The sequence below is a fragment of the Aeromonas sp. 130281 genome, assembly GCF_056642115.1.
This window is the reverse complement of sequence record NZ_JBWVQS010000003.1, coordinates 342,048-366,016: the sequence shown is the minus strand read 5'-3', so window position 1 is coordinate 366,016 and position 23,969 is coordinate 342,048. Positions and strand designations below refer to the sequence as shown.

At 60.3% G+C, this 23,969-nt stretch carries 25 protein-coding genes; 6 read left to right on the top strand and 19 right to left on the bottom strand.

Annotated elements, in window-relative coordinates; genetic code table 11:
* Positions 1-64 precede the first annotated feature (64 nt).
* Together ptsP and rppH are read right to left on the bottom strand one after the other, a co-directional pair.
* A complete protein-coding gene (gene ptsP / locus AC1IN8_RS11595; protein WP_265435311.1) occupies positions 65-2,344 on the bottom strand; it encodes a phosphoenolpyruvate--protein phosphotransferase in 2,280 nt (759 codons plus the stop codon).
* A 13-nt stretch (positions 2,345-2,357) separates the two neighbouring features.
* Complete coding sequence (rppH, locus tag AC1IN8_RS11590; protein WP_139436835.1) at positions 2,358-2,885, bottom strand: RNA pyrophosphohydrolase; 528 nt, start codon at positions 2,883-2,885, stop codon at positions 2,358-2,360.
* Positions 2,886-3,618: 733 nt separating this feature from the next.
* Between rppH and mutH the strand changes: the two genes are divergently transcribed.
* Together mutH and AC1IN8_RS11580 are read left to right on the top strand one after the other, a co-directional pair.
* Positions 3,619-4,293: a DNA mismatch repair endonuclease MutH gene (mutH, locus tag AC1IN8_RS11585; RefSeq protein ID WP_043131454.1), complete on the top strand. Its 675-nt coding sequence runs from the start codon at positions 3,619-3,621 to the stop codon at positions 4,291-4,293.
* Between the two features lie 83 nt (positions 4,294-4,376).
* Positions 4,377-4,706 carry an isoamylase early set domain-containing protein gene (locus tag AC1IN8_RS11580; RefSeq protein WP_025325698.1) on the top strand — a complete coding sequence of 110 codons (330 nt, stop codon included), beginning with the start codon at positions 4,377-4,379 and terminating at the stop codon, positions 4,704-4,706.
* Between the two features lie 104 nt (positions 4,707-4,810).
* On the opposite strand, the gene rplS is transcribed toward AC1IN8_RS11580, so the two are convergent.
* From rplS to ffh, 5 genes are all read right to left on the bottom strand, one after another.
* The gene (gene rplS, locus AC1IN8_RS11575; RefSeq protein ID WP_005313505.1) at positions 4,811-5,158 is read right to left on the bottom strand and encodes a 50S ribosomal protein L19; all 348 of its coding nucleotides are present in this window, start codon (positions 5,156-5,158) and stop codon (positions 4,811-4,813) included.
* A 32-nt stretch (positions 5,159-5,190) separates the two neighbouring features.
* Positions 5,191-5,940: a tRNA (guanosine(37)-N1)-methyltransferase TrmD gene (gene trmD / locus AC1IN8_RS11570; protein ID WP_479758906.1), complete on the bottom strand. Its 750-nt coding sequence runs from the start codon at positions 5,938-5,940 to the stop codon at positions 5,191-5,193.
* A 34-nt stretch (positions 5,941-5,974) separates the two neighbouring features.
* Positions 5,975-6,496, bottom strand: coding sequence for a ribosome maturation factor RimM (gene rimM, locus AC1IN8_RS11565; protein WP_005332346.1), 522 nt, complete (start codon positions 6,494-6,496; stop codon positions 5,975-5,977).
* Between the two features lie 24 nt (positions 6,497-6,520).
* A complete protein-coding gene (rpsP, locus tag AC1IN8_RS11560; protein ID WP_042649810.1) occupies positions 6,521-6,769 on the bottom strand; it encodes a 30S ribosomal protein S16 in 249 nt (82 codons plus the stop codon).
* Positions 6,770-6,948: 179 nt separating this feature from the next.
* Positions 6,949-8,328: a signal recognition particle protein gene (gene ffh / locus AC1IN8_RS11555; protein ID WP_139436841.1), complete on the bottom strand. Its 1,380-nt coding sequence runs from the start codon at positions 8,326-8,328 to the stop codon at positions 6,949-6,951.
* 286 nt (positions 8,329-8,614) lie between these two features.
* On the opposite strand from ffh, the gene AC1IN8_RS11550 reads away from it, so the two are divergent.
* On the top strand, positions 8,615-9,406 hold the full coding sequence (locus tag AC1IN8_RS11550) for a cytochrome C assembly family protein (protein WP_041204421.1): 792 nt from the start codon (positions 8,615-8,617) through the stop codon (positions 9,404-9,406).
* Positions 9,407-9,446: 40 nt separating this feature from the next.
* Positions 9,447-10,727, top strand: a complete 1,281-nt coding sequence (locus AC1IN8_RS11545; RefSeq protein ID WP_139436845.1) for an HlyC/CorC family transporter — start codon at positions 9,447-9,449, stop codon at positions 10,725-10,727.
* A gap of 31 nt (positions 10,728-10,758) precedes the next feature.
* On the opposite strand, the gene AC1IN8_RS11540 is transcribed toward AC1IN8_RS11545, so the two are convergent.
* Positions 10,759-11,226, bottom strand: a complete 468-nt coding sequence (locus AC1IN8_RS11540) for an Rrf2 family transcriptional regulator (RefSeq protein WP_025325692.1) — start codon at positions 11,224-11,226, stop codon at positions 10,759-10,761.
* Positions 11,227-11,337: 111 nt separating this feature from the next.
* On the opposite strand from AC1IN8_RS11540, the gene hmpA reads away from it, so the two are divergent.
* Complete coding sequence (hmpA, locus tag AC1IN8_RS11535) at positions 11,338-12,531, top strand: NO-inducible flavohemoprotein (RefSeq protein WP_479758905.1); 1,194 nt, start codon at positions 11,338-11,340, stop codon at positions 12,529-12,531.
* Positions 12,532-12,617: 86 nt separating this feature from the next.
* On the opposite strand, the gene AC1IN8_RS11530 is transcribed toward hmpA, so the two are convergent.
* The 6 genes from AC1IN8_RS11530 to AC1IN8_RS11505 form a co-directional block, all read right to left on the bottom strand.
* On the bottom strand, positions 12,618-13,208 hold the full coding sequence (locus AC1IN8_RS11530; protein ID WP_043131536.1) for a tetratricopeptide repeat protein: 591 nt from the start codon (positions 13,206-13,208) through the stop codon (positions 12,618-12,620).
* Positions 13,209-13,666: 458 nt separating this feature from the next.
* Positions 13,667-14,602: a malate dehydrogenase gene (gene mdh / locus AC1IN8_RS11525; protein WP_479758904.1), complete on the bottom strand. Its 936-nt coding sequence runs from the start codon at positions 14,600-14,602 to the stop codon at positions 13,667-13,669.
* Between the two features lie 242 nt (positions 14,603-14,844).
* Entirely contained in the window at positions 14,845-15,507 is a 663-nt protein-coding gene (gene artM, locus AC1IN8_RS11520) for an arginine ABC transporter permease ArtM (RefSeq protein WP_265435316.1), read from the bottom strand.
* A gap of 2 nt (positions 15,508-15,509) precedes the next feature.
* A complete protein-coding gene (gene artQ, locus AC1IN8_RS11515; RefSeq protein WP_139436856.1) occupies positions 15,510-16,160 on the bottom strand; it encodes an arginine ABC transporter permease ArtQ in 651 nt (216 codons plus the stop codon).
* 3 nt (positions 16,161-16,163) lie between these two features.
* Positions 16,164-16,901 (bottom strand): transporter substrate-binding domain-containing protein, encoded by a 738-nt coding sequence (locus tag AC1IN8_RS11510; RefSeq protein WP_005332335.1) that lies wholly within the window; start codon positions 16,899-16,901, stop codon positions 16,164-16,166.
* Positions 16,902-16,925: 24 nt separating this feature from the next.
* A complete protein-coding gene (locus AC1IN8_RS11505; RefSeq protein ID WP_139436858.1) occupies positions 16,926-17,666 on the bottom strand; it encodes an ATP-binding cassette domain-containing protein in 741 nt (246 codons plus the stop codon).
* Positions 17,667-17,866: 200 nt separating this feature from the next.
* On the opposite strand from AC1IN8_RS11505, the gene argR reads away from it, so the two are divergent.
* Positions 17,867-18,337: a transcriptional regulator ArgR gene (argR, locus tag AC1IN8_RS11500; RefSeq protein ID WP_005308670.1), complete on the top strand. Its 471-nt coding sequence runs from the start codon at positions 17,867-17,869 to the stop codon at positions 18,335-18,337.
* A 79-nt stretch (positions 18,338-18,416) separates the two neighbouring features.
* On the opposite strand, the gene AC1IN8_RS11495 is transcribed toward argR, so the two are convergent.
* The 5 genes from AC1IN8_RS11495 to glnK form a co-directional block, all read right to left on the bottom strand.
* On the bottom strand, positions 18,417-19,322 hold the full coding sequence (locus tag AC1IN8_RS11495; RefSeq protein ID WP_139436860.1) for a Dyp-type peroxidase: 906 nt from the start codon (positions 19,320-19,322) through the stop codon (positions 18,417-18,419).
* Between the two features lie 81 nt (positions 19,323-19,403).
* Entirely contained in the window at positions 19,404-20,438 is a 1,035-nt protein-coding gene (locus tag AC1IN8_RS11490) for an ABC transporter ATP-binding protein (RefSeq protein WP_479758903.1), read from the bottom strand.
* A gap of 82 nt (positions 20,439-20,520) precedes the next feature.
* Positions 20,521-22,146 (bottom strand): ABC transporter permease, encoded by a 1,626-nt coding sequence (locus AC1IN8_RS11485; protein WP_479758902.1) that lies wholly within the window; start codon positions 22,144-22,146, stop codon positions 20,521-20,523.
* Positions 22,147-22,185: 39 nt separating this feature from the next.
* Complete coding sequence (locus tag AC1IN8_RS11480) at positions 22,186-23,193, bottom strand: Fe(3+) ABC transporter substrate-binding protein (protein ID WP_139436866.1); 1,008 nt, start codon at positions 23,191-23,193, stop codon at positions 22,186-22,188.
* 242 nt (positions 23,194-23,435) lie between these two features.
* A complete protein-coding gene (glnK, locus tag AC1IN8_RS11475) occupies positions 23,436-23,774 on the bottom strand; it encodes a P-II family nitrogen regulator (RefSeq protein WP_005332325.1) in 339 nt (112 codons plus the stop codon).
* Positions 23,775-23,969 lie beyond the last annotated feature (195 nt).

Sequence of the window (23,969 nt, the reverse complement as noted above, 5' to 3'; positions counted from 1 at the left end):
GCGGCCCCAGTCATAAGAAAAGCCGCATTCTCCGATCATTCGTCAGCAGGAACAAGACTGAATATCAATCGGGCAGCTTGGTCTTGTGGCCTGCGCGCAGCAAACCGCCCAGACCGTGCTCTTCCAGGTAGCGGGCAAACAGGCCACGGAGCACGTGGGGATTGTCGTGCTTGAGGCCATCCGCCATCAGCGCCTTCAGCTCGCCGAGATCGGATTGACGCAGCACGTACTTGATGCGGGAGATGTTGTGGGTGTTCATGCTGAAACGGCGATAGCCCATGGCCAGCAGCAGCAGCACGCCGACCGGATCCCCGGCCAGTTCGCCACAGACCGAGACCGGCTTCTGGTAGCGATGGGAGGCATCGACCAGCAGTTGCAGGGCGCGGATCACCGCGGGATGGAAGGCGTCATAGATACTGGCGACCCGGGCGTTGTTGCGATCCACCGCCAGCAGATACTGGGTCAGGTCATTGCTGCCCACCGACCAGAAGTCGATGAGAGGGGCCATCTCCGGCAGGATGTAGAGGGCGGAGGGCACCTCTATCATCACCCCCAGGCTGGGGTAGCGGATCACCGCATCGCGGCTCGCCGCCTCTTCCGACACTTCACGCCAGGCCTGATCCAGCAGCCGGCGGGAAGCCTTGATTTCACTGACGCTGCTGATCATCGGCAGCATGATGGCCAGATTGTCCAGCCCTTCGCTGGCGCGCAGCATGGCCTTGAGCTGCACCAGGAACAACTCGGGGTGATCCAGGGTGAGCCGGATCCCCCGCCAGCCAAGGAAGGGATTTTCCTCCACTATGGGGAAATAGGGCAATTGCTTGTCCCCCCCCACGTCCAGGGTGCGCATGCAGACCGGGCGATCCCGATAGGTCTCCAGAATCCCCCGATAGCGCGCCGTCTGCTCCCATTCGGAGGGGAAGCTGTCCTGCAGCATGAAGGGGATCTCGGTGCGATAGAGCCCGACCCCGTCCGCCAGATGGTTGAGGGAGATCTCGGTGTCGGCGCTGAGGCCGGCGTTGAGCAGCAAGGAGACAGAGGTGCCGTCAGCCGTCTCCGAGGGTTGGTTGTCGACGCTGCGCACCAGGGTATCGAGCGCCCGCTCCTCGTTGAGCAGTTGCCGGTACTCGGTCAGGATCACCTGATTGGGTTCGATGAAGAGATCGCCGCTGTAACCGTCGATGACCAGGGTGCGCCCGCCTATGTCACCCAGGGGCAGATCCACTCCCATGATGGCTGCCACCCCCATGGCGCGGGCCAGGATGGCGGCATGGGAGTTGGTCCCCCCCTTGAGGGAGACCACGCCGCTCAGAAACTCCCGCGGGATCTCGGCGAGTATGGTGGCGGTCACCTCGTCGGCGACCAGCACCACCGGCTCCCCTATGGTGAGCTGCTCGGGTTCGTCCTGTACCAGCCGGCTGATGAGCCGCTGGGCGATGTCTTTCACATCGGTGGAGCGCTCCCGCAGGTAGGGATCCTTCATCCCCTTGAACTGCTCGATCAGCCGATCGCTGATGATCTTGACCGCGGAGATGGCGGTCCAGTGCTCCTTGCTGACCTTGTTGCGGATGGGCTTGATGTAGCCGGGATCGTTCAGCAGGTGCAGATAGATGTCGAAGATGGCGACCGAATCCTGGCTGTAGCTCTCGCGAAAGCGCAGCGCCAGACTCTCCAGATCGTGGCGCACCTCTTCCACCGCAAGCTCCAGCCGGGCCAGCTGCTTGCCGTGCTCCTCGTCCTTGCGCGGGGTGATGCTGTTGAGCGCCTTGCGCGGACGCCACACCCAGGCCTTGGCGATGGCGATGCCGCTGGCACCGGCGATGCCGCGCAGCGGCTTGCTCCAGTCGGTCTTCTGCAACCAGCCCTTGGCCTGGGCCTGGGCGATGCGGGCCGCCAGCTGTGCCGCCAGGGTGACCATGAAGGACTCTTCCCCTTCATCGAACAGCCGGCTCTCTTTCTGCTGCACCACCAGAATGCCGACCACCTGGCGCTGGTGCATGATGGGGGCGCCGAGGAAGGAGCGAAACGCCTCTTCCGCGACATCGGGCAGGAACTTGAAACTGGGGTGAGAAGGCGCATCGGCCAGGTTGATCAGCTCTTCCCGCTGACCCACCAGACCGACTATGCCCTGCTCGAACGGCAAGGTGGCCTTGCCCACTGCAGACTCGGCCAGACCATCGGTCGCCGCCAGTCGATAGCGGCGCATGTCCGGTTCGGCGACATAAACGGAGCAGCAGTCCACCGTCATGGCGAGCCGGGTCTGGCTCACCAATGCTTGCAAGGCCTGTTCGAGGGTGTTGGCCTCGGCCATGCTCTCGACGATGCGTCTGAGTTCCGTCAGCAACTAATTGTGCTCCTTAGCGCGAGCGGTTGCGCCGCCCATCCTTTCGATTAACCTGCACCACCGGCACCGGCATGGCCAGCGGGGCAAACTCCTTCATCACCCGGCGGTAAACTTCCCGCTTGAAGGAGACGACCTGACGAACCGGGTACCAGAAGCTGACCCAACGCCAATCATCAAATTCCGGGTGACCATGACAACCGAACTGGATCCTGGACTCTTTGCCAGGATCGAGCTGCAGCAAAAACCATTTCTGCTTCTGGCCAATACAGACCGGTGAACTGTCCCAGCGAACGAGTCGTTTGGGTAAGCGATACTTCAGCCAGTTGCGACTGGTCGCCAGTATGGTCACATCGTCGGGCTTGAGGCCTATCTCCTCATACAGCTCACGATACATGGCCTGCTCCGGCGATTCACCATCATCAACTCCCCCCTGCGGAAACTGCCAGGAGTGCTGCCCATAGCGCTTAGCCCACAATACTTGCCCGTCACGGTTACAGATCACGATGCCGACATTGGGACGAAATCCGTCGCCATCTATCACGTGATCACCTTATAAAGGCTGAATCTATAAAGAGATTGTTCCACATTCACCCCGTGGCGGCAAACAGGGACTGTCATCTTCCACTCATGAATAACTTGGCATTTCAAGCAAAGTTATAAACAAACCTGAAGGACAAGCTCCGCAAGTTGCCCACCCAGACTGTGCATAAGCCTGTGATCAAGCGGGTATATACAGTAGTTTTATACTACGACTTCAAATCATGCCGTATCATACCCGATTCATATAAAAACAAAATATTCATTTAAATACATATAGTTAATATTTAAAGACTGGATCAAGATCCATGTCTTTTGCGCCCGAGGATCCTGACTGTCAATTGTGAACAAGTTCGACTGTTCAAAGATCCACCAAGGCTAGTTTATCCACAAGGATGGCGCATTATCTGCACCGATATGGCGAGAAAAATCGGCGTGCTCTCACATTTATTTCTGATGCCGGGCCCTGTATCACCACTTTATGTCAGTTATCCAAGATTTCTGTGGATAACTATGTGCAACAGCCAGGCCAAACCCTTGGACAACTCGTTGCAACCGGGATCCTCCCGTTCTCCAGGCTGGAGAAAAAAGTCAAATTCCTTTAAAATCATTGCCATAGATGATAATTCACAATCTTGCCCCCCCTGTGAATAGCCGGGCAAGGATCGGTTACAAAAACAGCGATCCTCTGTCAGGATCACACTTGTCCACCCCCTTCTCGCCAACAGGAGCCCCTCATGCCCGCCAATCCACAGTCAGAGCAGGAATTGATGGCGCGCGCCTACGCCATGGCGGGCTTCACCCTGGCCCAGCTCGCCGCGACGGCCGGCATCCCGGTGCCACGGGATCTCAGGCGAGACAAGGGCTGGATCGGCCAGTTGATCGAGTGGCAGTTGGGCGCCAGCGCGGGCAGCCGGCCGGAGCAGGACTTCCCCGACCTCGGCATCGAGCTCAAGACGATCCCGATCGATCCTCAGGGCAAACCGCTGGAAACCACCTTCGTCTGCGTCGCTCCCCTCATCGGGATCAGTGGCCAGCGCTGGGAGGAGTCCAATGTGCGCAACAAGCTGTCGCGGGTACTCTGGATCCCGGTGGAGGGCAGCCGCACCATCCCCGTCGGTGAACGCCGGGTCGGCATGCCGTTGCTGTGGAGCCCGAGCGAAGAAGAAGACAGGTTGCTGCGTCAGGATTGGGAGGAGCTGATGGACATGATAGTGCTGGGGGAGGTGGAGCAGATTAGCGCCCGCCACGGTCAGGTCATGCAGCTGCGCCCCAAGGCGGCCAACAGCAAGGCGCTGACTCGCGCCATCGGCCGCAATGGCCAGCCAATCCAGACACTGCCAAGGGGCTTTTACCTCAAGATTGAGTTCACTCACCAGCTGCTTCGGCGTCATTTCGCCCTGCCTGCCTGACGATTGCTATCAACATTCTTGTCATAAGGTGATATAAAAATGAACAGCGCTACTTTCTTCGCAGTCAGTGACAAGGAGTCGATATGCCGATCAACAAGCAATTTCTCAAGTCCCGCCCCGAGGTCAAGGTGACCTTCGCAGTGGAAAAAGAGGCCGCAGGCGAGGCCGAACAGGTCTTGCTGCTGGGGGAGTTCAGCCAGTGGCAACCCATTGAATTGAAAAGAATGAAGAGCGGGGAGTTCAAGGCGACCCTCAACCTTCCCACCGATGGCCCCAGTCATTTCGAGTATTGCTATCAACTGGTGCAGCCAGACGGGGAGACCCGTTATGACAACGACTGGGAAGCGGACGACTATGTGCCCGGCCCCTTCGGGCGCGACAACTCTGTGGTGCGGGTCAGCCAGCCAGGTTGAACCCACCGCCTCAAATGACAGATACAAAAAAGGCTCGCCATTGGCGAGCCTTTTCACTACCTGTCGAGCTATTCGTCGACATACCGACACCAATTCGAATCGAATTAGTTGAGCTTCTCTTTGATACGAGCAGCTTTGCCGGACAGGTTGCGCAGGTAGTACAGCTTGGCGCGGCGAACATCACCACGACGCTTCAGTTCTACACTGTGGATCAGCGGAGAGTGAGTCTGGAATACACGCTCAACACCTTCGCCGTTGGAGATCTTGCGAACGGTGAAAGCAGAGTGCAGACCGCGGTTACGCTTGGCAATGACGATGCCTTCGAAAGCCTGCAGACGCTCTTTACCACCTTCTTTAACACGAACTTGAACACGTACGGTGTCGCCCTGGGCAAAAGCCGGGATGTCGGTACGCAGTTGCTCTTGTTCAAGCTGCTGAATAATCTTGCTCATTGTCTTTCCTTACCTAGGATAAACTGAAAACTCTACTTAACGCTGTCACGCACTTCGCGGACATACTCGGCAAGAAGTGATTCTTGCTCGTCAGTCAGAGCTAGGTTGTTAATAAGTTCCGGCCTTCTCTGCCAGGTTCGTCCGAGCGACTGCTTGAGACGCCAGCGCCGAATCACTTCGTGATTGCCGCTTGTCAGCGCCTCGGGCACCGCCAATCCATCCAACAACTCCGGCCGAGTGTAGTGGGGATGATCCAGCAGGCCATCCGTGAAGGAGTCCTGCTCGGCACTGGCCTGATCACCCAAGACCCCGGGGACCAGACGCGAAACCGCATCGATCAGGGTCATGGCAGGCAACTCGCCACCACTTAACACGTAATCCCCGATAGACCACTCTTCGTCGACTTCGGTTTGTATCACGCGTTCATCGATACCTTCGTATCGACCGGCGACCAGAATCAGTTTCTGATTCGTCGCCAACTCGGTTACGCCCGCTTGAGTCAGCTTGCGCCCCTGAGGAGAGAGATAGATGACTTTCGCCCCGTCTCCCGCCGCTTGCTTGACTGCATGAATCGCATCACGCAGCGGCTGAACCATCATCAGCATTCCAGGCCCACCACCATAAGGACGATCATCGACAGTACGGTGTTTGTCGTGGGTGAAATCCCGAGGGTTCCAGCACTCAATCTGCAGCAGGCCACTCTTGACGGCCCGACCCGTTACCCCGTGCTCGGTAATGGCTCGGAACATTTCCGGGAAGAGGCTAATCACCCCAATCCACATAAGAAACCTCCGGCACCCGTGTTAGCGCGGGAAACTAGAAACCAGGATCCCAATCAACTTCGATTGTTCGAGCAGTCAGATCAATGTTCTTGATCACCTGCTCTTCCAGGAACGGGATCAGCCGCTCCTTTGCACCAAAGGCATCTTTTACATTGGCCTCAACCACCAACACATCGTTGGAGCCGGTTTCCATCAATTCGGTCACCTTGCCCAGGTCGTATCCCTTGGTGGTCATCACGGAGCAACCAATCAGGTCACGCCAGTAGAACTCACCTTCAGGCAACGCAGGCAACAGATCGGCGGCTACGCCAATCTCGACATTGGTCAATGCCAGGGCATCCTCGCGCACATCGATACCATCGAGCTTGCAGATCAGACCCTTGTTGTGACGCTTCCAGGCCGAAACCTGAATCTCACGCCACACCCCGTTCTGATTGATCAGCCAGGGGTTGTAATCGAAAATCGCTTCGGCAACATCGGTGAAGGAGTTCACTTTAAGCCAGCCCTTGATGCCGTAGACGGTACCCAGGGTGCCCAGAACTATAGGTTTTTCCACCTTAACTCCTTACCGCTTGGCTGATTAAGCAGCTTTTTTAGCGTCTTTGATCAGCTTGGCAACACGGTCAGAAACAGTGGCACCAGTAGCAACCCAATGCTCGATACGAGCCAGGTCCAGGTTCAGCTTTTCAGCGTTACCAGCAGCAACCGGGTTGAAGAAACCAACGCGCTCGATGAAGCGACCGTCACGGGCGCAACGGCTGTCAGAAACTACTACCTGGTAGAACGGACGCTTTTTCGCGCCACCACGTTGTAAACGAATGGTTACCATATCGTCCTCATGAACATCTAATGAACAAGGCCTGCAAATACGCAGACCCTAGCTTAAAATAAGCCGCGTAATTCTACTTGGATTCGTAATAATTGCAACCAAGCCTGCTATTTTTTGCGCAGGAGTTGGCATGAAAAAGGCTCACCGCGGTGAGCCTTTTTGCCTGACAAGCAGGAAAATCAGAACGGACCGCGTCCGCCACCACCGAATCCGGGGGGCAGCATGTTCTTCATCTGGCCCATCATCTTGCGCATGCCACCCTTGCCGGACATCTTCTTCATCATGCGCTGCATCTCGGTGAACTGCTTGAGCAGCTTGTTCACGTCCTGCACCTGCATGCCGGAACCCGCGGCGATGCGACGCTTGCGGGAGCCCTTGATGAGATCGGGATGAGCACGCTCCTTGGGCGTCATGGAGCTGATGATGGCCTCCATCCGCACTGTGATCTTGTCATCCATCTGATCTTTCACGTTATCCGGCAGACCGGACATGCCGGGCAGCTTGTCGAGCATGCCCATCATGCCGCCCATGTTGCGCATCTGGGCCAGCTGCTCGCGGAAATCTTCCAGATCGAAGCCCTTGCCGCTCTTGACCTTGCTGGCCAGCTTGGCGGCTTTCTCCTTGTCGACCGTGCGTTCCACTTCCTCGATGAGCGACAGCACGTCCCCCATGCCGAGGATGCGGGATGCGAGTCGGTCCGGGTGGAAGGGCTCGAGGGCATCGGTCTTCTCGCCCATACCGATGAACTTGACCGGCTTGCCGGTGATGTGGCGCACCGACAGGGCGGCACCGCCGCGGGCGTCGCCGTCCGCCTTGGTGAGGATGACGCCGGTGAGCGGCAGCGCTTCGTTGAACGCCTTGGCGGTATTGGCCGCATCCTGACCTGTCATGGCATCCACCACGAACAGGGTCTCGACCGGCTTGATGGTGGCGTGAAGATCCTGGATCTCCGCCATCATCTCGGTGTCCACGTGCAGACGACCGGCGGTATCGACGATCACCACGTCATAGAATTTCTTGCGCGCCTGATCGATGGCGGCGGTGGCGATCGCCACCGGCTTCTGGGTCACATCGCTCGGGAAGAAATCGACCGAGATGTCATTGGCCAGGGTCTCGAGCTGCTTGATCGCCGCCGGGCGGTAGACGTCGGCACTGACCACCAGCACCTTCTTCTTGTGGCGCTCCTTGAGCAGCTTGGCGAGCTTGCCCACAGTCGTGGTCTTACCGGCACCCTGCAGGCCCGCCATCAGGATGATGGCCGGCGGCTGGGCGGCCAGATTGAGCTGCTCGTTCGCCTCTCCCATGACGGAGACCAGCTCGCCATGCACTATCTTGATGAAGGCCTGGCCCGGGCTCAGGGACTTGGCCACTTCCTGGCCGACGGCACGCTCTTTCACGCGGGCAACGAAGTCACGCACCACCGGCAGGGCCACGTCCGCCTCGAGCAGCGCCATGCGCACTTCACGCAAGGTATCCTTGATGTTCTCTTCGGTCAGCCGGCCACGGCCACTGACATTGCGCAGGGTGCGCGAGAGTCGTTCAGTCAAATTCTCAAACATGACGCATTCCGATTCTTGGCGTAACTAGTGGGGCATTATACCCCAGTCAGCACTGTGAGGACGATTACTCACCGCTTGCGGCGGTGACCCGCCATCGAATGAGCGGGTGTAACAAATGGAGGGCATTATACCCCAGTCAACGCCGGAGGACGATTATTCGCCGCACGGGGCTGTCAGCTGCTACTTATATATGGGCAGTTAGCCCCTGGCACAACTGGCGAGCATATCTTGTGCAAGGTATACTGCCCCTCTTATCCATAAAAGCTTGTTCGACAACGACCTGGTTATGATCGTGATCTCTGTTCTGGCCCTGGCGTTTTACCTGCTGGCCATCATCGCCTCTCTGCACCTGCTGCTCAGCGCCAAGCCCGTCGGGCAGGTGTCTCTGTTTGCCTGTGTCGGCCTGGCCCTGACCGCCCATGGCGTGGCGGTGGGCAGCGAGGTGCTGGCTACCCATTCCGGCCAGAATCTCAGCATGTTGAACGTCGCCTCCCTGGTCAGCCTCATCATCAGCTGCTTCATGACCTGCGTTACCCGCCGTTTCAACGGCTGGATCCTGCTGCCCGTGGTCTACAGTTTCTCGGCCTTGCTGCTCGCCGCCAGCGCCCTGATACCGGGTCGCTACATCACCCATCTGGAAGCGCATCCCCAACTGCTGCTGCACATCGGGCTCGCCTTGATGGCCTATTCGGTACTGATGATCGCCTGCCTGTTTGCGCTCCAGCTTGCCTGTCTGGATCGGCAGCTGAAGTCCAGAAAGATAAGCCATCTGCCGGCCATGCCGCCCCTGATGACGGTGGAGAAGCGCCTGTTCCAGCTCATCTCCGCGGGCCTCTTGCTGCTGACGCTCTCCATCGCCTCGGGTCTGTTCTTCCTCGAAGACATGTTCGCCCAGGGCAAGTCCCACAAGGCCATCCTCTCGATCCTGGCCTGGTGCGTCTATGCCTTGCTGCTGTGGGGTCACCACACCCGTGGCTGGCGTGGTCGCAAGGTCATCATGCTGAGCCTCATCGGCAGCGTCATCCTGACCCTGGCCTACTTTGGCAGCCGCTTCGTCAAGGAAGTCTTGCTGAGCTGACGGTTCAGCCACCCAAACACCACCCCAACAGGAGCCCTTCTTGGACAGTATCTCAACGAGCACATTACTGATTGTTCTCGTTATCTTGATTGTGTTGTCAGCCTTCTTCTCCAGTTCCGAAACCGGTCTGATGTCCCTCAACCGCTACAAGTTGCGGCATCTGGCCCAAACCAAGCACAAGGCAGCCCGTCGGGTCGAAAAGCTGCTGGCTCGACCGGATCGCCTGCTTGGCCTCATCCTCATCGGCAACAACCTGGTCAACATCCTGGCCTCCGCCATCGCCACCATAGTCTGCATCCGGCTGTTCGGGGATCTCGGCGTCGCCATCGCCACCTTCGGCCTCACCCTGGTGGTGCTGGTGTTCGGGGAAGTCACCCCCAAGACACTGGCGGCCATGTTTCCCGAGCGCATCGCCTACCCCGCCTCCTGGGTTCTCAAGGGACTGATGGTGCCCTTCGCCCCCCTGGTCTGGCTCATCAACAGCATCACCAACCTCTTGCTCAAGCTGCTGCGACTGGAACATCGCAAGGATGACTCCCTCAACACCGAAGAGCTGCGCACCATAGTCAACGAGGCGGGCAGCCTCATTCCCCAGCGCCATCAGGAGATGCTGATCAGCATTCTGGATCTGGACAAGATGACGGTGGAAAACATCATGGTGCCGCGCAGCGAGATCTCTGCCATCGACATCAACGACGACTGGAAGAGCATATTGCGCCAGCTGGCTCACTGCGCTCACACCAAGATCCTGCTCTATCGCGACAATATCGACGACGTTGTCGGATTTTTACACTCTCGTGATGCCCTCAGACTGGTCGCCAAGGACCAGTTCAGCAAGTCCAGCCTGCTGCGGGAAGTCGATCCCATCTACTTCATTCCACAGGGCACCCCCCTCAACGTGCAGCTGGCCAAGTTCCAGCGCAACAAGGAGAGGATCGGGCTGATTGTCGACGAGTATGGGGATATCCAGGGGCTGATCACCCTGGATGACATCCTGGAAGAGATAGTGGGCGACTTCACCACCTCCATGGCCCCGGCGCCGAGCGACGAGATCCACCCCCAGCCGGATGGCTCCTTCCTGGTGGAAGGCTCCGCCAGTATCCGCGAGCTGAACAAGGAGATGCACTGGCACCTGCCCATCGACGGCCCGCGCACCCTCAACGGGGTGATCCTGGAGTACCTGGAAGAGATCCCCCAGCCCAACATCAGCGTCAGACTGGCGGGTTATCCCATCGAGATCCTCGAAGTGGAGAACAACATGGTGAAGATGGCGAGGATCATGCCACACCTCTACCGTAACGAGTCAGGTTACGAGGATTGAAAAAAGGCTGCCGATGGCAGCCTTTTTCGTCTCACTCGCTCTCGTCATCCGGCTCCAGCACCAGGGTCGGGATCAACTCGCCGAACACCTGCTGCAGCTCGTCGCGGTTGGCCAGCAGATCTTGCAGCGTATAGCCGTCCATCACCGCAAGGAAGGCGTTCATCGCCTCCTTCAGGGCACTCTTGAGCAGACAGACGGAGACGATGTGACACACCGGCGAGTTGCAGTCGATGCCGTCCAGATTGCCCTCCAGCGCCCGGATCACCTGGCCTATGTTCACGCTCTCAGGGGAACAGGCCATGCGGATCCCGCCATTCTTGCCACGCTGGGACTGCAGATAACCCAGCTTCACCAGCTGATTCACCACCTTCACCATGTGATTGCGAGAGACGTCATACAAGGCAGACACCTTGGCCACGCTCGACAATTCCCCCTCCGGCAACGTGGCCAGATAGAGCAGGGCTCTCAATCCAAAATCGGTATAGCTTGTTAGTCTCATAGTGCCTGTGGCGCATAGCGCAAAGAATTGATGATTGATCCAGATCAATTAAACATTTAGGATGCAACTTATTAAGTGACATTCCAGATGTTCAATTAGAAAGGACCTCCTATGTTAGACCAAGCCACCATCGCCGTCATCAAGAGCACCATTCCTTTGCTCGAATCGGCGGGGCCAGCCCTCACCCAGCACTTCTACCAGCGCATGTTCAACCACAACCCCGAGTTGAAGGATGTGTTCAACCTGGCCCATCAGCACAGTGGCGGTCAGCCCCTGGCCCTGTTCAGTGCCGTGGCGGCCTACGCCAGGAACATCGACAACCTGGGGGCCCTGGCCGGAGCCGTGGAACGCATCGCCCACAAGCACACGGGTTTCCTGATCCAGCCGGAACAATATCACATTGTGGGTAGTCATCTCTTGGCCACGCTCAAAGAAATGGGTGGCAACGCGGTGACGGACGAGGTACTGGAAGCCTGGGGCAAGGCCTATGGCGTGCTGGCCGGCATCTTCATCGGTCGGGAGGGTGAGCTCTACCGGGAGAAGGCGAGCGAGCTCGGTGGCTGGCAGGGGGCCCGCCCCTTCCTCATCAAGGAGAAGCGCCAGGAGAGCGAGCTTGTCACCTCCTTCGTGCTGGCCCCCGTCGACGGCAAGCCCGTGCTGCGCTTCAAGCCGGGGCAATATATCAGCATCCGGCTCAATCACCCGTCGCTGGCGCATCAGGAGATCCGTCAATACTCCCTCTCCGATGCTCCCAATGGCCGCGACTACCGCATCAGCGTCAAGCGCGAGCCCCAGGGCCAGGCCTCCAACCTGCTGCATGACCAGCTTCACGTCGGTGACGAGGTGGCGCTGATGCCACCGGCGGGGGACTTCTTCCTGCAGACCGAGCCGACCACCCCAGTGGTGCTGATCTCCGCCGGGGTGGGCCTGACCCCCATGCTGAGCATGCTCAACCAGTTGCTGGCCGAGCAACCAGAAACTGAAATCCGCTGGCTCCATGCCTGCGAACATGGCGCCCTGCATGCCTTCAAGGAAGAGATCCAGGCCAAGAGCCGCCAGCATGCCAGCTTGCAGAGCCGGGTCTGGTACAGGGTACCTGCCGAGCAGGACGTGCAGGGGAAGGACTACGACTTCAGCGGCACCCTGGCGCTGGAACAGGTCACGGACCTCATCCCGGCCAACGCCCGCTACTACTTCTGCGGCCCCCTGGGCTTCATGAAGGCGGTGAAAGATCAGCTGAGCAGTTTGGACGTGCCTGCCGACCGGATGCACTACGAGGTATTTGGCCCCCATCAGGATCTCTGATCCCACCTCCAGCCCGGGGAAATGCACAAGGCCCACGAACTCAGGTTCGCGGGCCTTGTTGTATCGAGTGGCCTGGCCTGCCGGGCTTAGTGCATCGCCTTGGCGCGGGCGATGGCATTGGCGGGCATGCGATTGCCGAGCCGGCTCAGCAGGCTAGCCGCCTTCTGGTGGGTCGCCTTGTCGCCGATGACGGCGCCGTGCAGCCAGTGGTAGGCCTCCTCGTAATCCAGCGGACTGCCCATGCCCTGCAGCAGCATCTCGACCCACTCTATCTGGGCCCGCTGGAAGCCCAGGCTGGCGGCCTCCCGCATCAGGGTCTCGGCCCGCACCAGATCCTTCTGGACCAGGATGCCTTTCCAGTAATAGCGCCCCAGCTGCTCCAGTGCGGGAGCCAGGCCCTGATTGGCCGCCTCCCACATGTATTGCACCCCGATCTGTGCGTCCGGCTTGATGCAGACGCCCCAGGCCAGCATGTCCCCCCACAGGAACTGATAGGCCGGGATCTTCATCACGGAGGCGCGCGCCTCTATGTCCTGGGTCAGCTGGCACCTGTCCTGCTTCACCCGGGCCAGATGACGTCCCTGCTCTATCCAGTTGAGCAGCTCGTCCTGCCGATAGAGCGGCACCGCCTGCAGCTCTCCGGTGGCCAGGGAGCCAGGGTTCACCGCCCTGGGCAGCGGCGCTGCCGCCGGGGCTGATGCCACTGGGGCGGGTGCATCAACACTCGACAGCACAGGGGCCGGATCAGCGACAGCCGTAGGCAACGCAGCCGACGCCACCGGCGCTGGGGCAACGGCAGCCGCCGGCACTGCGGCTGATGGTACAGGTGCGGTGGCCGGCTGGGTCGCTGATGCAGCCTGTGCTGGTGCCGGGGCGATCGATGGCAAGGCCGCCGAGGGCGTCGGGACTGTGGCGGCCGCCACCGACTGGGTTTGCGCGGCCGCCGAGATCGGCTCGGCCCCCTGCAAGGGGAGGCTGCACAGACCGACGAGGCCGATGAGGGTACTGGGTTTCATCATAGGGATCTCCTGCTGCCCTCTTTATCGGCAGCCGGGTCCATCTCCTTAGCTCGCCATGGCAAACCCCGGAAATGACAAAGGGGAGCCTGGGCTCCCCTCATGATCGACACTGCGGCTTACTTGACGAAGTCGACACCCAGCTGGATATCGGCCTTCAGGGTAGCCAGCATGCTGTCCATGGACTCTTGCTCGAAGGCGCTCAGCTTGCCGTAGTCCAGCACGCTCTCGACGCCATTCTTGCCCAGCAGCACCGGCTGCGCGAAGAAGGTGGCGTGCTCGCCGTTGCCTTCCACATAGGCGCACTCGATGACATTGGCTTCGCCCTGCAGACCCTTGATGAGGGACAGACCGAAACGGCAGGCTGCCTGACCCATGGAGAGGGTGGCAGAACCGCCACCGGCCTTGGCTTCCACCACTTCGGTACCGGCATTCTGGATGCGCTTGGTCATGACAGCCGCTTCTTCCGCGGTGAAACTGGCCCCTTCGATCTGGGAGAGCAGCGGCAGTATGGTCACGCCACTGTGGCCACCGATCACGTTGATGCGGATCTTGTCGATGTTCAGGCCCTTGGCCTCGGCCACGAAGGTCTCGCCACGGATGACGTCCAGGGTGGTCACGCCGAACAGGCGGCGCTTGTCATAGACACCGGCCTTCTTCAGCACTTCGGCGGCGATGGCGACCGTGGTGTTGACCGGGTTGGTGATGATGCCGATCAGTGCTTTCGGGCAGGAGGCGGCACACTTCTCCACCAGGTTCTTGACGATACCGGCGTTGATGTTGAACAGATCGGAACGATCCATGCCGGGCTTGCGCGCCACGCCGGCAGAGATCAGCACGACATCGGCGCCGACCAGAGCCGGGCTCGGATCTTCACCGCAGAAACCTTTTACTTTCACGTCAGTCGGGATATGGCTCAGGTCCGCCGCCACGCCCGGGGTGACCGGGGCAATGTCATACAGGCTCAACTCGGAACCGGCAGGCAGGCGATTTTTCAACAGCAGAGCAAGGGCTTGGCCGATGCCACCGGCGGCACCCAGAACGGCAACTTTCATGATCAACTCCATGTCTAAGCGTAGGTTTAAGGTTGTTTCTAGTTGGGTTAACGCTGTTTCTTATTGTGCGCCTCACCTTAAAGGATCCCCTGCTAAAAAACAATCTGATAACAGTTGTAATCACGGGTTCTGTGAGCCAGGGAGCAAGCGGCGACGAAAGCGGAGAGGAATATGCGATAAATGGGAGGAAAGACACAGATTTCCTGTGTCTCCCTCACCATTAAGAGGTAAATACGACTGCTTCAGGACTGGAATGCCAGTGCCCGCTTCTCGCACCAGCGGAAACCAATTGTTAACAATCCATTCATGGTCAGGTAGAGGCCCCCGGCCACGGTGAACACCGCCAGGGTGTCATAGGTCTGGGCGTTGAGACGCTGGGCCAGACCCATGATGTCCATGATGGTGATGGTGCTGGCCAGCGAGCTGCCCTTGAGCACCAGGATCACTTCGTTGGAGTAGGCGGGTACCAGCCGACGGGCCGCGTGGCGGGTCTTCATCCACAGAGTCTGGCCGGCGGAGAAGCCGAGCGCCCGGCAGGCCTCTACCTCGCCTGCAGGGATGGCGTCGAGCGCCCCCTTGAATAGCCGGGTGGAGTAGGCCGCGGTGTTGAACCCGAGCGCCAGCACGGCGCAGAACCAGGGTTGCTTGAGCAACGGCCAGAGCGGCCCCGCCTTGAGCCATTCAAACTGGCCAGGCCCGTAGTAGATGAGGAAGATCTGGATGAGCAGGGGCGTGCCGGTGAAGACCAGCACCCACAGCTGCACCAGCTGGGTCGCCACCGGAATGCGGCGCTCCAGCACCCAGGTCATGCCAGCCGCCATCAACACGCCAAGCAGCAAGCTGAACACGGTGAGCTGCAGGGTAATCGCCAGCCCCCCCAGCAGGGTCATCAGGTAATCCTGCATGGTCAGCCTCCGTAACGGCGGGTGTAGCGGGCAGCCTGCTTGAGGCCAAACTCACTCACCAGGCTGATGGCCAGATAGATGAGGGCGGCCGCGGCGTACCAGGTGAAGGGTTCATAGGTGCTGGCCGACGCCATCTGGGCCTGGCGCATCATCTCGTTCACCCCGATAAGCGACACCAGGGCCGTGTCTTTGAGCAGCACCAGCCACTGGTTGCCCAGCCCCGGCAAGGCATGGCGCCAGGCCTGGGGCAGCACGATGCGAAAGAAGATGTGGCCCTTGCCAAGGCCCAGTGCCAGCGCCGCCAGCCGCTGCCCGGCGGGCACCGCATTGAGCGCCGCCCGCAGGGTCTGGGTGGCGTAGCTCGCGAACAGCAGGGAGAGCGCCAGCACGCCGCAGGCGAAGGGGCTGAACTCCACGTACTCGCCGGTGATGAGGAACAACACCTGGGTCGAGCCGAAGTAGATGAACAGCACCACCAGCAGCTCGGGCAAACCACGAATGAGCGTGGTCAGCGTGGCCACAGGCCACACCAGCCAACTGCGCTTGCTGAGCTCGGCGGCGCTGAACGCCAGCGCCAGCACCATGCCCCCGACCAGTGATGCCAAGGCCAGCCCCAGGGTCATCCAGGCTGCATCCAACAACAGGCTCAGCATGGCTTACTGCGCGAAGTACTTGTCGAAGATCTTCTGATAGGTGCCGTTGGCCTTGATCTCGGCCAGCCCCTTGTTCAGCTGGGTCAGCAGCTCCTGGTTGCCCTTGGCCACCGCGATGCCAAAGCCGGTACCGAAGTACTTGGCGTCGGTCACCGGCGTGCCGATGACACCGTACTCCTTGTGCTGCTTGAGCCAGTCGGCGGCAACGGCGGTGTCGGCGAAGACGCCGTCGGTGCGACCGTTCATCATGTCGAGGAAGGCGCTCTGGTAGCTGGCGTAGGGCACGGTCAGCAGACCCTTGCTCACCCAGTTGTCCACCAGGTAGGACTGGTGGGAGGTGCCGTTCTGCACGCCGACTGTCTTGTCCACCAGCTCTTCAGGCCCCTTGAAGGCACCCTTCTTGGCCACGAAGACCGCCGAGTTCTCGTAATAGATGTCGGAGAAGTCGACCTGGGCGGCCCGCTCCGGGGTCACGTCCATGGCGGCGATGACGGCGTCATAGCGACGGAACTTGAGGCTGGGGATCAGGCTGTCGAAGGCCTGGTTGTGGAAGCTGCACTCCAGCTTGGCCTGCTCGCAGACGGCGCGGGCCAGATCGATGTCAAAGCCCTGGAACTCGTTCTTGTCATCCAGGTATTCGAACGGCGCATAGGTGGCCTCGGTGGCGAACTTGATCTCCTTGGCCAGCACCGAGGTGCTCAGCAGACCCATGGCAGCAACCAGCAACAGACTCTTTTTCATGACAGCTTCCTTATCGATTCAGTATCAATGCATCAAGAATTCGGCAAACCGGCTGGTTTGCGGGGATTGGAAGATGGCGGCGGTGCCGGATTCGATGATCCGCCCCTTCTCCAGATAAATCACCTGACTGGCCACCTTGCGGGCGAACTCCACCTCGTGGGTCACCACTACCTGGGTGATGCCGGTCTGGCTCAGGGTGCGGATGATCTCCGCCACCTCTTTGGTTATCTCAGGATCGAGCGCCGCGGTGGGCTCGTCAAACAGCAGCACCTGGGGATCCATCATCAGGGTTCTGGCGATGGCGACCCGCTGCTGCTGGCCGCCGGAGAGGCGCGCCGGCCAGGCATCCCGCTTGTCGGCCAGCTGCAACTGGGCCAGCAGGTAGGCGCCCTTCTCGATGGCAGCCTCGCGGCTCATGCCCAGCACCTTGATGGGGGCTTCGATGAGATTCTCCATCACGGTGAGATGGGGCCACAGATTGTACTGCTGGAATACCATGCCCACCTTGCGGCGCAAGGCCTGGGCCTGGCGGTTGAATTCCGCGGGAGAGAGGCTGGACGGGAAAGAAAATTCACTGTCGGCGATGCGCAGCACACCCGCATCCGGGGTGTCCAGCAGGTTCATCATCCGCAGCAGCGAGCTCTTGCCCGCACCGCTCGGGCCCAGCAATACCAAGGTCTCGCCGGGTGCAGTCCGGAAGCTGACCTGTTGCAGTACCGGCACCTTGTGCCAGGATTTTTCGATGCCGATTAATTCGATACCCATACAGCCCAATTGAATAAGTTTTCAAAATTTCGTCCTGATTCTAGCGCCAGCATAAGTTGATGCAAGCTATATTTGAATCAATATGCAGAACAAGCGCCGCTTCCTTGCCAAAACAGGCATATGAATGCAAAATAGCAGCGCTGTTCGTATCTGCCGCCTGAGCGTGACAGGCGGTCACCTCCCTCATTCGTGAGTCCAAGATGAAACATAACGACAAGCAAGAAAAACTGGCCAAGGCCTTTAAAGCCTTGCTGAAAGAGGAGCGTTTCGGCTCCCAGGCAGAGATAGTCACTGCCCTGCAAGAGATGGGCTTTGAGAACATCAACCAGTCCAAGGTTTCGCGCATGCTGAGCCGCTTCGGCGCCGTCCGCACCCGCAATGCCAAGATGGAGATGGTCTACTGCCTGCCGGTGGAGCTGGGTGTGCCCACCACCTCCAGCCCGCTCAAGAACCTGGTACTGGATGTCGACCACAACGGAGCCCTGGTGGTGATCCACACCAGCCCGGGTGCGGCCCAGCTCATCGCCCGCCTGCTCGACTCCCTCGGCAAGGCCGAAGGTATCCTCGGCACCATAGCCGGTGATGACACCATCTTCATCACCCCGACCAGCGACACCGACATCGAAGAGCTCTACCTCTCCGCCCTCGAGCTGTTCGAACAGACCCCCTGATCCGGTCGCGCTCGCGCCACCTGAACAAAAAATCCCGGCCAAGGCCGGGATTTTTTGTTTCCGCGCGATCGGCAAGCAGTTACTTGCCCTGAGCGACCAGAAAATCGATGGAAGGGGCGAAGAAGGCTGCCCCTGTCACCGCCCTGGTGAAGCGCAGCAGGTGATCGAAGTGGCTCCCCTCCCCCTTGTACATGCTGGCCAGCATGGCATTGAAGTGCTGCGGGGTGCGGCAGCAGGAGATGAAGTAGAGCCCCTGCTCGCGCATGGTGCCCCAGGGCATGCTCTGGCGCAGTATCTCCATGGACTCTCCCTTCGGGGTCTTGAGGTTGACCCGCTTGATGTGGGAGGTCAGCGGCTTGTCGGCCGACTCGTACTCGATGTTGTCCACCTTGGTACGGCCAATGATGTCCTCCTGCTCCTTCAGCGCCAGCTTCTCCCAGTCGCTCATGGCGTGCACCCAGCGCTGGACATGAACGTAGGAACCGCCGGCAAACTCACCCCCGTCGATCAGCGCCACTTCGGCCCTGTGCTCACCCTGGGGGTTCTCGGTGCCGTCGACGAAACCGGTCAGATCCCGGCAATCCTGGTTGCGAAAACCGCGGACTTCCTCGGCCAGCTCCACCAGTCCGGCCAGCAGCGCCATGACACGATGGCCGGCGTGATGGAGCACGTCCACCCGATCGGCGCGCAGCTGCACGAAGAGATCGAACGGAGTATTCGGCGCCTTGTTGCCATTGGCCTCCTGCGCCATAAAGCCACGGAACTGGGGCGGACGGGCGGCCGGGTAGATGGCATCCCAGCCCTCGGCGCCGACGGCGACCAGACCGCTGAAACCGGCGTCGGGGAAATCGGCGCTCACCGCATCCCACAGAACCGGCAGCCTGGCCAGACGGGCGGCCAGCTCCACACCGTCACCGGTGCGATTGAACATCAGATAGAGGGCATGCAGATTCGGCTCTGCGCAGATCCCGGCTTGGGCTTTCATTTCTCTCTCCAAAGACATTGGCTATGGGCGTGGCGCGATTATAAACCGGAACGGGGTCAATTCCTTGATTTCACATCACTATCAAGGCATCTGTTCGAACAGCACCAGGGCATGGGGGGCCACGGTCACCCGCGCCCTCTCCCCTTCGAGAGGCTCCCCTATGCTGGCCTCCAGCACCTGGCCGGCGCACTCCACCAGCACCCGGCAGTGATGGCCGAGGAACTGCTGCTCCCGCACCAGCAAGTCGCCGTCGGCGGCGGTCGCCAATGCCAGCTGCTGGGGCCTGAGCATCAGCTGCAGCCGCTCTCCCGGGGCGCGACCGTGCGGCTCATGGCCACAGATGACCCCGAGCGCTGTCTGCACACAGTGGCTGTCCACCACCTCGGCCGCCAGATAGTTGACCCCGCCGAGAAACTCCGCCACGAAGCGGTTCTCGGGGCGGCGATAGAGTTGCTCCGGCTGGCCCACCTGCTCGATGCGACCGGCCCGGAACAACGCCAGCCGATCGGCGAAGGCAAACGCCTCCTCCTTGCTGTGACTGACGAAGATGGCGCCTATCCCCTGACGCTTGAGCAGGGTGCGGATCTCCAGGATCAGCTTCATCCTCACCTGGGTATCGATGTTGGAGAAGGGCTCGTCCAGCAGCATCAATCTGGGCTTGCAGACCAGGGCGCGGGCGATAGCGACCCGCTGCTGCTGACCACCGGAGAGCTGATGGGGATAGCGATCCCCCAGCCCCTGCAGGTTGACCAGGGTCAGCGCCTCGTCGATCTGCTGCTGGCGGGTGTCGCGAGGCGCCCGGGTCAGCCCGAAGCCGATGTTCTCGGCCACCGTCAGGTGGGGGAAGAGGGCGTAATCCTGAAAGATCATGCCGATGTGGCGACGCTCGGGCGACACCGTCACGCCGGGCCCGTCCAGCAGGGTCTCACCGAGATGAATACGGCCTTCCGCCAGCGGCAGCAGGCCGGCGACCGCCTTGAGCAGCGTGGTCTTGCCACAGCCACTCGCTCCCAGCAGGCAGACGATCTCGTTGTCGGCCACCGTCAGGGAGAGCTGCTCCAGCACGTTCTGGCCGTTGTAACGGCAGCTAACCTTCTCTACTTGCAAGCAAGACACGACTGACTTCCTCTCGTTTCTGGCGGTGCGCTGCCTTTCGGTCAAGCACACCGTATGCAATTTCATTGGCCGGCGTGGCGACTCAGTGCCCCGGACTGTCCAGGCTGCGGTTGACCCAGATAAGCGGCACCAGCCCCACCAGCACGATGACGATGGCGCCGAGCGCGCCGCGCTCCAGCATCTCGTCCGAGACGAACTGGTAGACATGGGTCGCCAGGGTCTCGAAGTTGAACGGCCGCAGCAGCAGGGCCGCAGGCAACTCCTTCATGGATTCGATGAACACCAGCATGGCACCGGCAAAGAGGCCCCGTCGCACCAGGGGCAGATGCACCCGCCGCAGCATGCCCCCCGTCCCCTGCCCAAGGGAGCGGGCCGCCATGTCGAGGCTGGGGGAGATCTTGCCCATGCTGCTCTCCACCGAGCCAATGGCGATGGCCACGAAGCGCACCAGGTAGCCGAATACGATGGCGGTGAGGGTGCCGGTCAGCAGCAGACCTGGCCCCTGCATCCCGAGCCACTCGGCCAGATCGTTGAGACCAAAATCCAGCGCCGTCAGCGGCACCAGCACCCCGATGGCGAGCACAGTGCCCGGCATGGCATAGCCGGTGGCGGCGATGCGTAGGGGCAGCAGGCTGCGGGTGCCGCCATCGAGGCGGCGGAAGAAACCGAGCAGCAGGGCGATGGCCATGGCGAGCAGGGCGGTCAGGGCCGAGATGAGCAGACTGTTGCCGGCGAAGCGCACGAACTCCGGCGTCCATGACAGTGCGAAATAGCGCACCCCGTAGTCCAGCAGGATCACGAACGGCAGGCCGAAACCGGCCAGCACCAGTCCCCAGCACCAGAGCCCGGCCAGCAGACGGCTCGCCCCCTTGAGGGGGTAGCGCAGGGGCTGCTCATGGCCCATGGATTTCTGGAATACCTGCTGGCGCTGGCGGGAGCGGCGCTCCAGGGCGATGAGCAACACCACCGCCAGCAGCATCAGGCAGGAGAGCCGAGCTGCGGTGGCCAGGCTGCCGTAACCGAGCCAGGTGTCGTAAATGGCCGTCGTCAGGGTGTTGATGGCAAAGAAATGGACGGTGGCGAAGTCCGCCAGTGTCTCCATCGCCACCAGCGACGCCCCCACCATGATGGCGGGGCGGGCCAGGGGCAGGCTGAGGCGACGAAAGCTCTGCCAGGGGGTGCAGCCGAGCAACCGGCTGGAGTGGATCAAGCTGACCGACTGCTCCAGGAAGGAGGCGCGCGCCAGCAGATAGACATAGGGGAAGAGCACCAGCGCCAGCACCCAGGCGGCACCGCCGAGGGAGCGGATGGCCGGGAACCAGTAATCGGCAGGACTTTGCCAGTCAAACAGGGATCTCAGCCCCGCCTGCAGCGGGCCCGAGTAGTCGAGCAGGTCGGTATAGACGTAAGCCACTATGTAGGAGGGCATGGCCATGGGCAGCATCAGCGCCCACTGCAGGGCGCGGCGCCCCGGCACCTGGCACATGGCGACCAGCCAGGCGGTGGGCACACCAAACAGCAGGCTGAGCAGCACTACCCCCAGCACCAGCCCTGAGGTGTTGCCAAGGTAGTCGATCAGTACCGTATCGGCGAGGTGGCGAAACAGCTCTCCGTCTGCCGAGAAGGCAGAGAAGATGAGGGCAAGCACCGGCAAACCCAGCAGCAGGGCGGTGGCCCAGCTGCCGGCAATCCATCCACAATTTTTCATGAGTCCACAGCGATTGATGGGGCCTTAGGCCCCATCTGATTACAAGTCGAATTTCACTTCATCCAGCAGCTGCAAGGCGTCCTTGCGGTGCTTGGCATAGTCGCTGACCGGCATGGGGTCAGACTTGAAACTGCCCCAGGACTTGACCATGGCGGAAGGCTCGACCCCGGCCTTGACCGGATACTCGGCATTCACGTCCGCGTACATGTGCTGGGCGGTGTCGCCAGAGAGGAACTCCATCAGCTTCTGGGCGGCTTCCTTGTTCTTGGCATACTTGGTCATGGCCACGCCGCTCACGTTGACGTGGGCACCGCGATCAGCCTGGTTCGGGAAGTTGATCTCGACCGCGTCGGCCCAGGACTTCTGCGCCGGGTCTTTCAGCATGGCGCCCAGGTAGTAGCTGTTGCCGAGGGAGACGTCACAGATACCGTCCTTGATCGCCTTGACCTGATCCCGGTCGTTGCCTTGCGGCTTGCGCGCCAGGTTGGCCTTGACCCCTTCCAGCCAGGTCTTGGTGTCCGCCATGCCGTGATGGGCAATCATGGACGAAACCAGCGCCACATTGTACTCGTGCTTGCCGCTGCGGGTACAAATTTTTCCTTTGAATTCAGGCTTGACCAGATCTTCGTAGCGGATGGTGTCGAGCTTGCCGAGCCGATCCTTGCTGGAGTAGATGGCGCGCACCCGGGTAGTCAGGGCGAACCAGCGGTTGTCCGGATCACGATAGATGGAGGGGATGTTCTCCTGCAGCGTCTTGCTGTCCACCGGCTGCACCAGATCCTTGTCCACCAGGTCGGTCAGACGGCTGATGTCGACGGTCAGCATCAGATCCGCGGGGGAGAGCTTGCCTTCGCGCTCCAGGCGCTCGTTCAGCCCCTCTTTGGCAAACACCACGTTGACCTTGATCCCGGTCTCTTTCTCGAACTGCTGGATGATGGGCTTGATCAGCTCATCCTGCCGATTGGAGTAGACATTCACTTCTGCGGCGGCAAAGGCCGACTGGGCGATCAGCGAGGAGAACACCAGCGCCAGCATCTTCATTTTCATCATCCATTCCTTGTCTGTGCATAAAGTGATAACTATTTTCGTTTGCATTCTGCATGAATCAGGATGAGAGGATCAAGGCGGTTTGCAGAGGTAAGGCCACATATTTAATCACTGCTAAAACAAAAAGACCGGATGGAATCCCACCCAGTCTCTTCATGACCATGTATTCTCTTTTTCTGTCGACCCGGCAGGGCCAGAGCGCTCAACCCGACCGGCTCAGCGGCCGCGGCCCTGGCGCGGCATCACAGCGCCTCGTCGTCGCTCTCGCCGGTACGGATGCGCACTGCCTGCAGCAGGTCATAGACGAAGATCTTGCCGTCCCCTATCTTGCCGGTATAAGCCGCCTTGCAGATGGCCTCGATCACCCCTTCCACGTTCTCGTCGGCGGTGGCGATCTCCAGCTTTACCTTCGGCAGGAAGTCGACCTGGTACTCTGCCCCCCGGTATAATTCGGTGTGCCCCTTCTGGCGACCGAAGCCCTTGACCTCGGACACGGTCAGACCCTCGACCCCCAGGTTGGCGATGGCCTCGCGCACGTCGTCCAACTTGAAAGGTTTGATAATCGCAGTAATCAGCTTCATCTGGTTGCTCCCAATCCATGGTATGTCATGAAGAGGTCATCAATTCTTGTGCCAAGTATTTTTATTGTTTATTTTCATAAAGATAGCCATTAACCCTTGAGCCGTTTCGGCTCAGGATCACCAAGGAAGCGCATCTCGCCCCATAATGAGGCACCAAGCTGCACCAGACTCCCTTGATGCACCAAATGAGAGCAT

Excerpts from the sequence above, each read along its gene's own strand:
- mutH (WP_043131454.1), top strand. The coding sequence starts at position 3,619 with ATGCCCGCCAATCCACAGTCAGAGCAGGAATTGATGGCGCGCGCCTAC.
- AC1IN8_RS11580 (WP_025325698.1), top strand. The coding sequence starts at position 4,377 with ATGCCGATCAACAAGCAATTTCTCAAGTCCCGCCCCGAGGTCAAGGTG.
- rplS (WP_005313505.1), bottom strand. The coding sequence starts at position 5,158 with ATGAGCAAGATTATTCAGCAGCTTGAACAAGAGCAACTGCGTACCGAC.
- trmD (WP_479758906.1), bottom strand. The coding sequence starts at position 5,940 with ATGTGGATTGGGGTGATTAGCCTCTTCCCGGAAATGTTCCGAGCCATT.
- rpsP (WP_042649810.1), bottom strand. The coding sequence starts at position 6,769 with ATGGTAACCATTCGTTTACAACGTGGTGGCGCGAAAAAGCGTCCGTTC.
- ffh (WP_139436841.1), bottom strand. The coding sequence starts at position 8,328 with ATGTTTGAGAATTTGACTGAACGACTCTCGCGCACCCTGCGCAATGTC.
- AC1IN8_RS11550 (WP_041204421.1), top strand. The coding sequence starts at position 8,615 with ATGATCGTGATCTCTGTTCTGGCCCTGGCGTTTTACCTGCTGGCCATC.
- AC1IN8_RS11540 (WP_025325692.1), bottom strand. The coding sequence starts at position 11,226 with ATGAGACTAACAAGCTATACCGATTTTGGATTGAGAGCCCTGCTCTAT.
- hmpA (WP_479758905.1), top strand. The coding sequence starts at position 11,338 with ATGTTAGACCAAGCCACCATCGCCGTCATCAAGAGCACCATTCCTTTG.
- mdh (WP_479758904.1), bottom strand. The coding sequence starts at position 14,602 with ATGAAAGTTGCCGTTCTGGGTGCCGCCGGTGGCATCGGCCAAGCCCTT.
- artM (WP_265435316.1), bottom strand. The coding sequence starts at position 15,507 with ATGCAGGATTACCTGATGACCCTGCTGGGGGGGCTGGCGATTACCCTG.
- artQ (WP_139436856.1), bottom strand. The coding sequence starts at position 16,160 with ATGCTGAGCCTGTTGTTGGATGCAGCCTGGATGACCCTGGGGCTGGCC.
- AC1IN8_RS11510 (WP_005332335.1), bottom strand. The coding sequence starts at position 16,901 with ATGAAAAAGAGTCTGTTGCTGGTTGCTGCCATGGGTCTGCTGAGCACC.
- AC1IN8_RS11505 (WP_139436858.1), bottom strand. The coding sequence starts at position 17,666 with ATGGGTATCGAATTAATCGGCATCGAAAAATCCTGGCACAAGGTGCCG.
- argR (WP_005308670.1), top strand. The coding sequence starts at position 17,867 with ATGAAACATAACGACAAGCAAGAAAAACTGGCCAAGGCCTTTAAAGCC.
- AC1IN8_RS11495 (WP_139436860.1), bottom strand. The coding sequence starts at position 19,322 with ATGAAAGCCCAAGCCGGGATCTGCGCAGAGCCGAATCTGCATGCCCTC.
- AC1IN8_RS11485 (WP_479758902.1), bottom strand. The coding sequence starts at position 22,146 with ATGAAAAATTGTGGATGGATTGCCGGCAGCTGGGCCACCGCCCTGCTG.
- AC1IN8_RS11480 (WP_139436866.1), bottom strand. The coding sequence starts at position 23,193 with ATGAAAATGAAGATGCTGGCGCTGGTGTTCTCCTCGCTGATCGCCCAG.
- glnK (WP_005332325.1), bottom strand. The coding sequence starts at position 23,774 with ATGAAGCTGATTACTGCGATTATCAAACCTTTCAAGTTGGACGACGTG.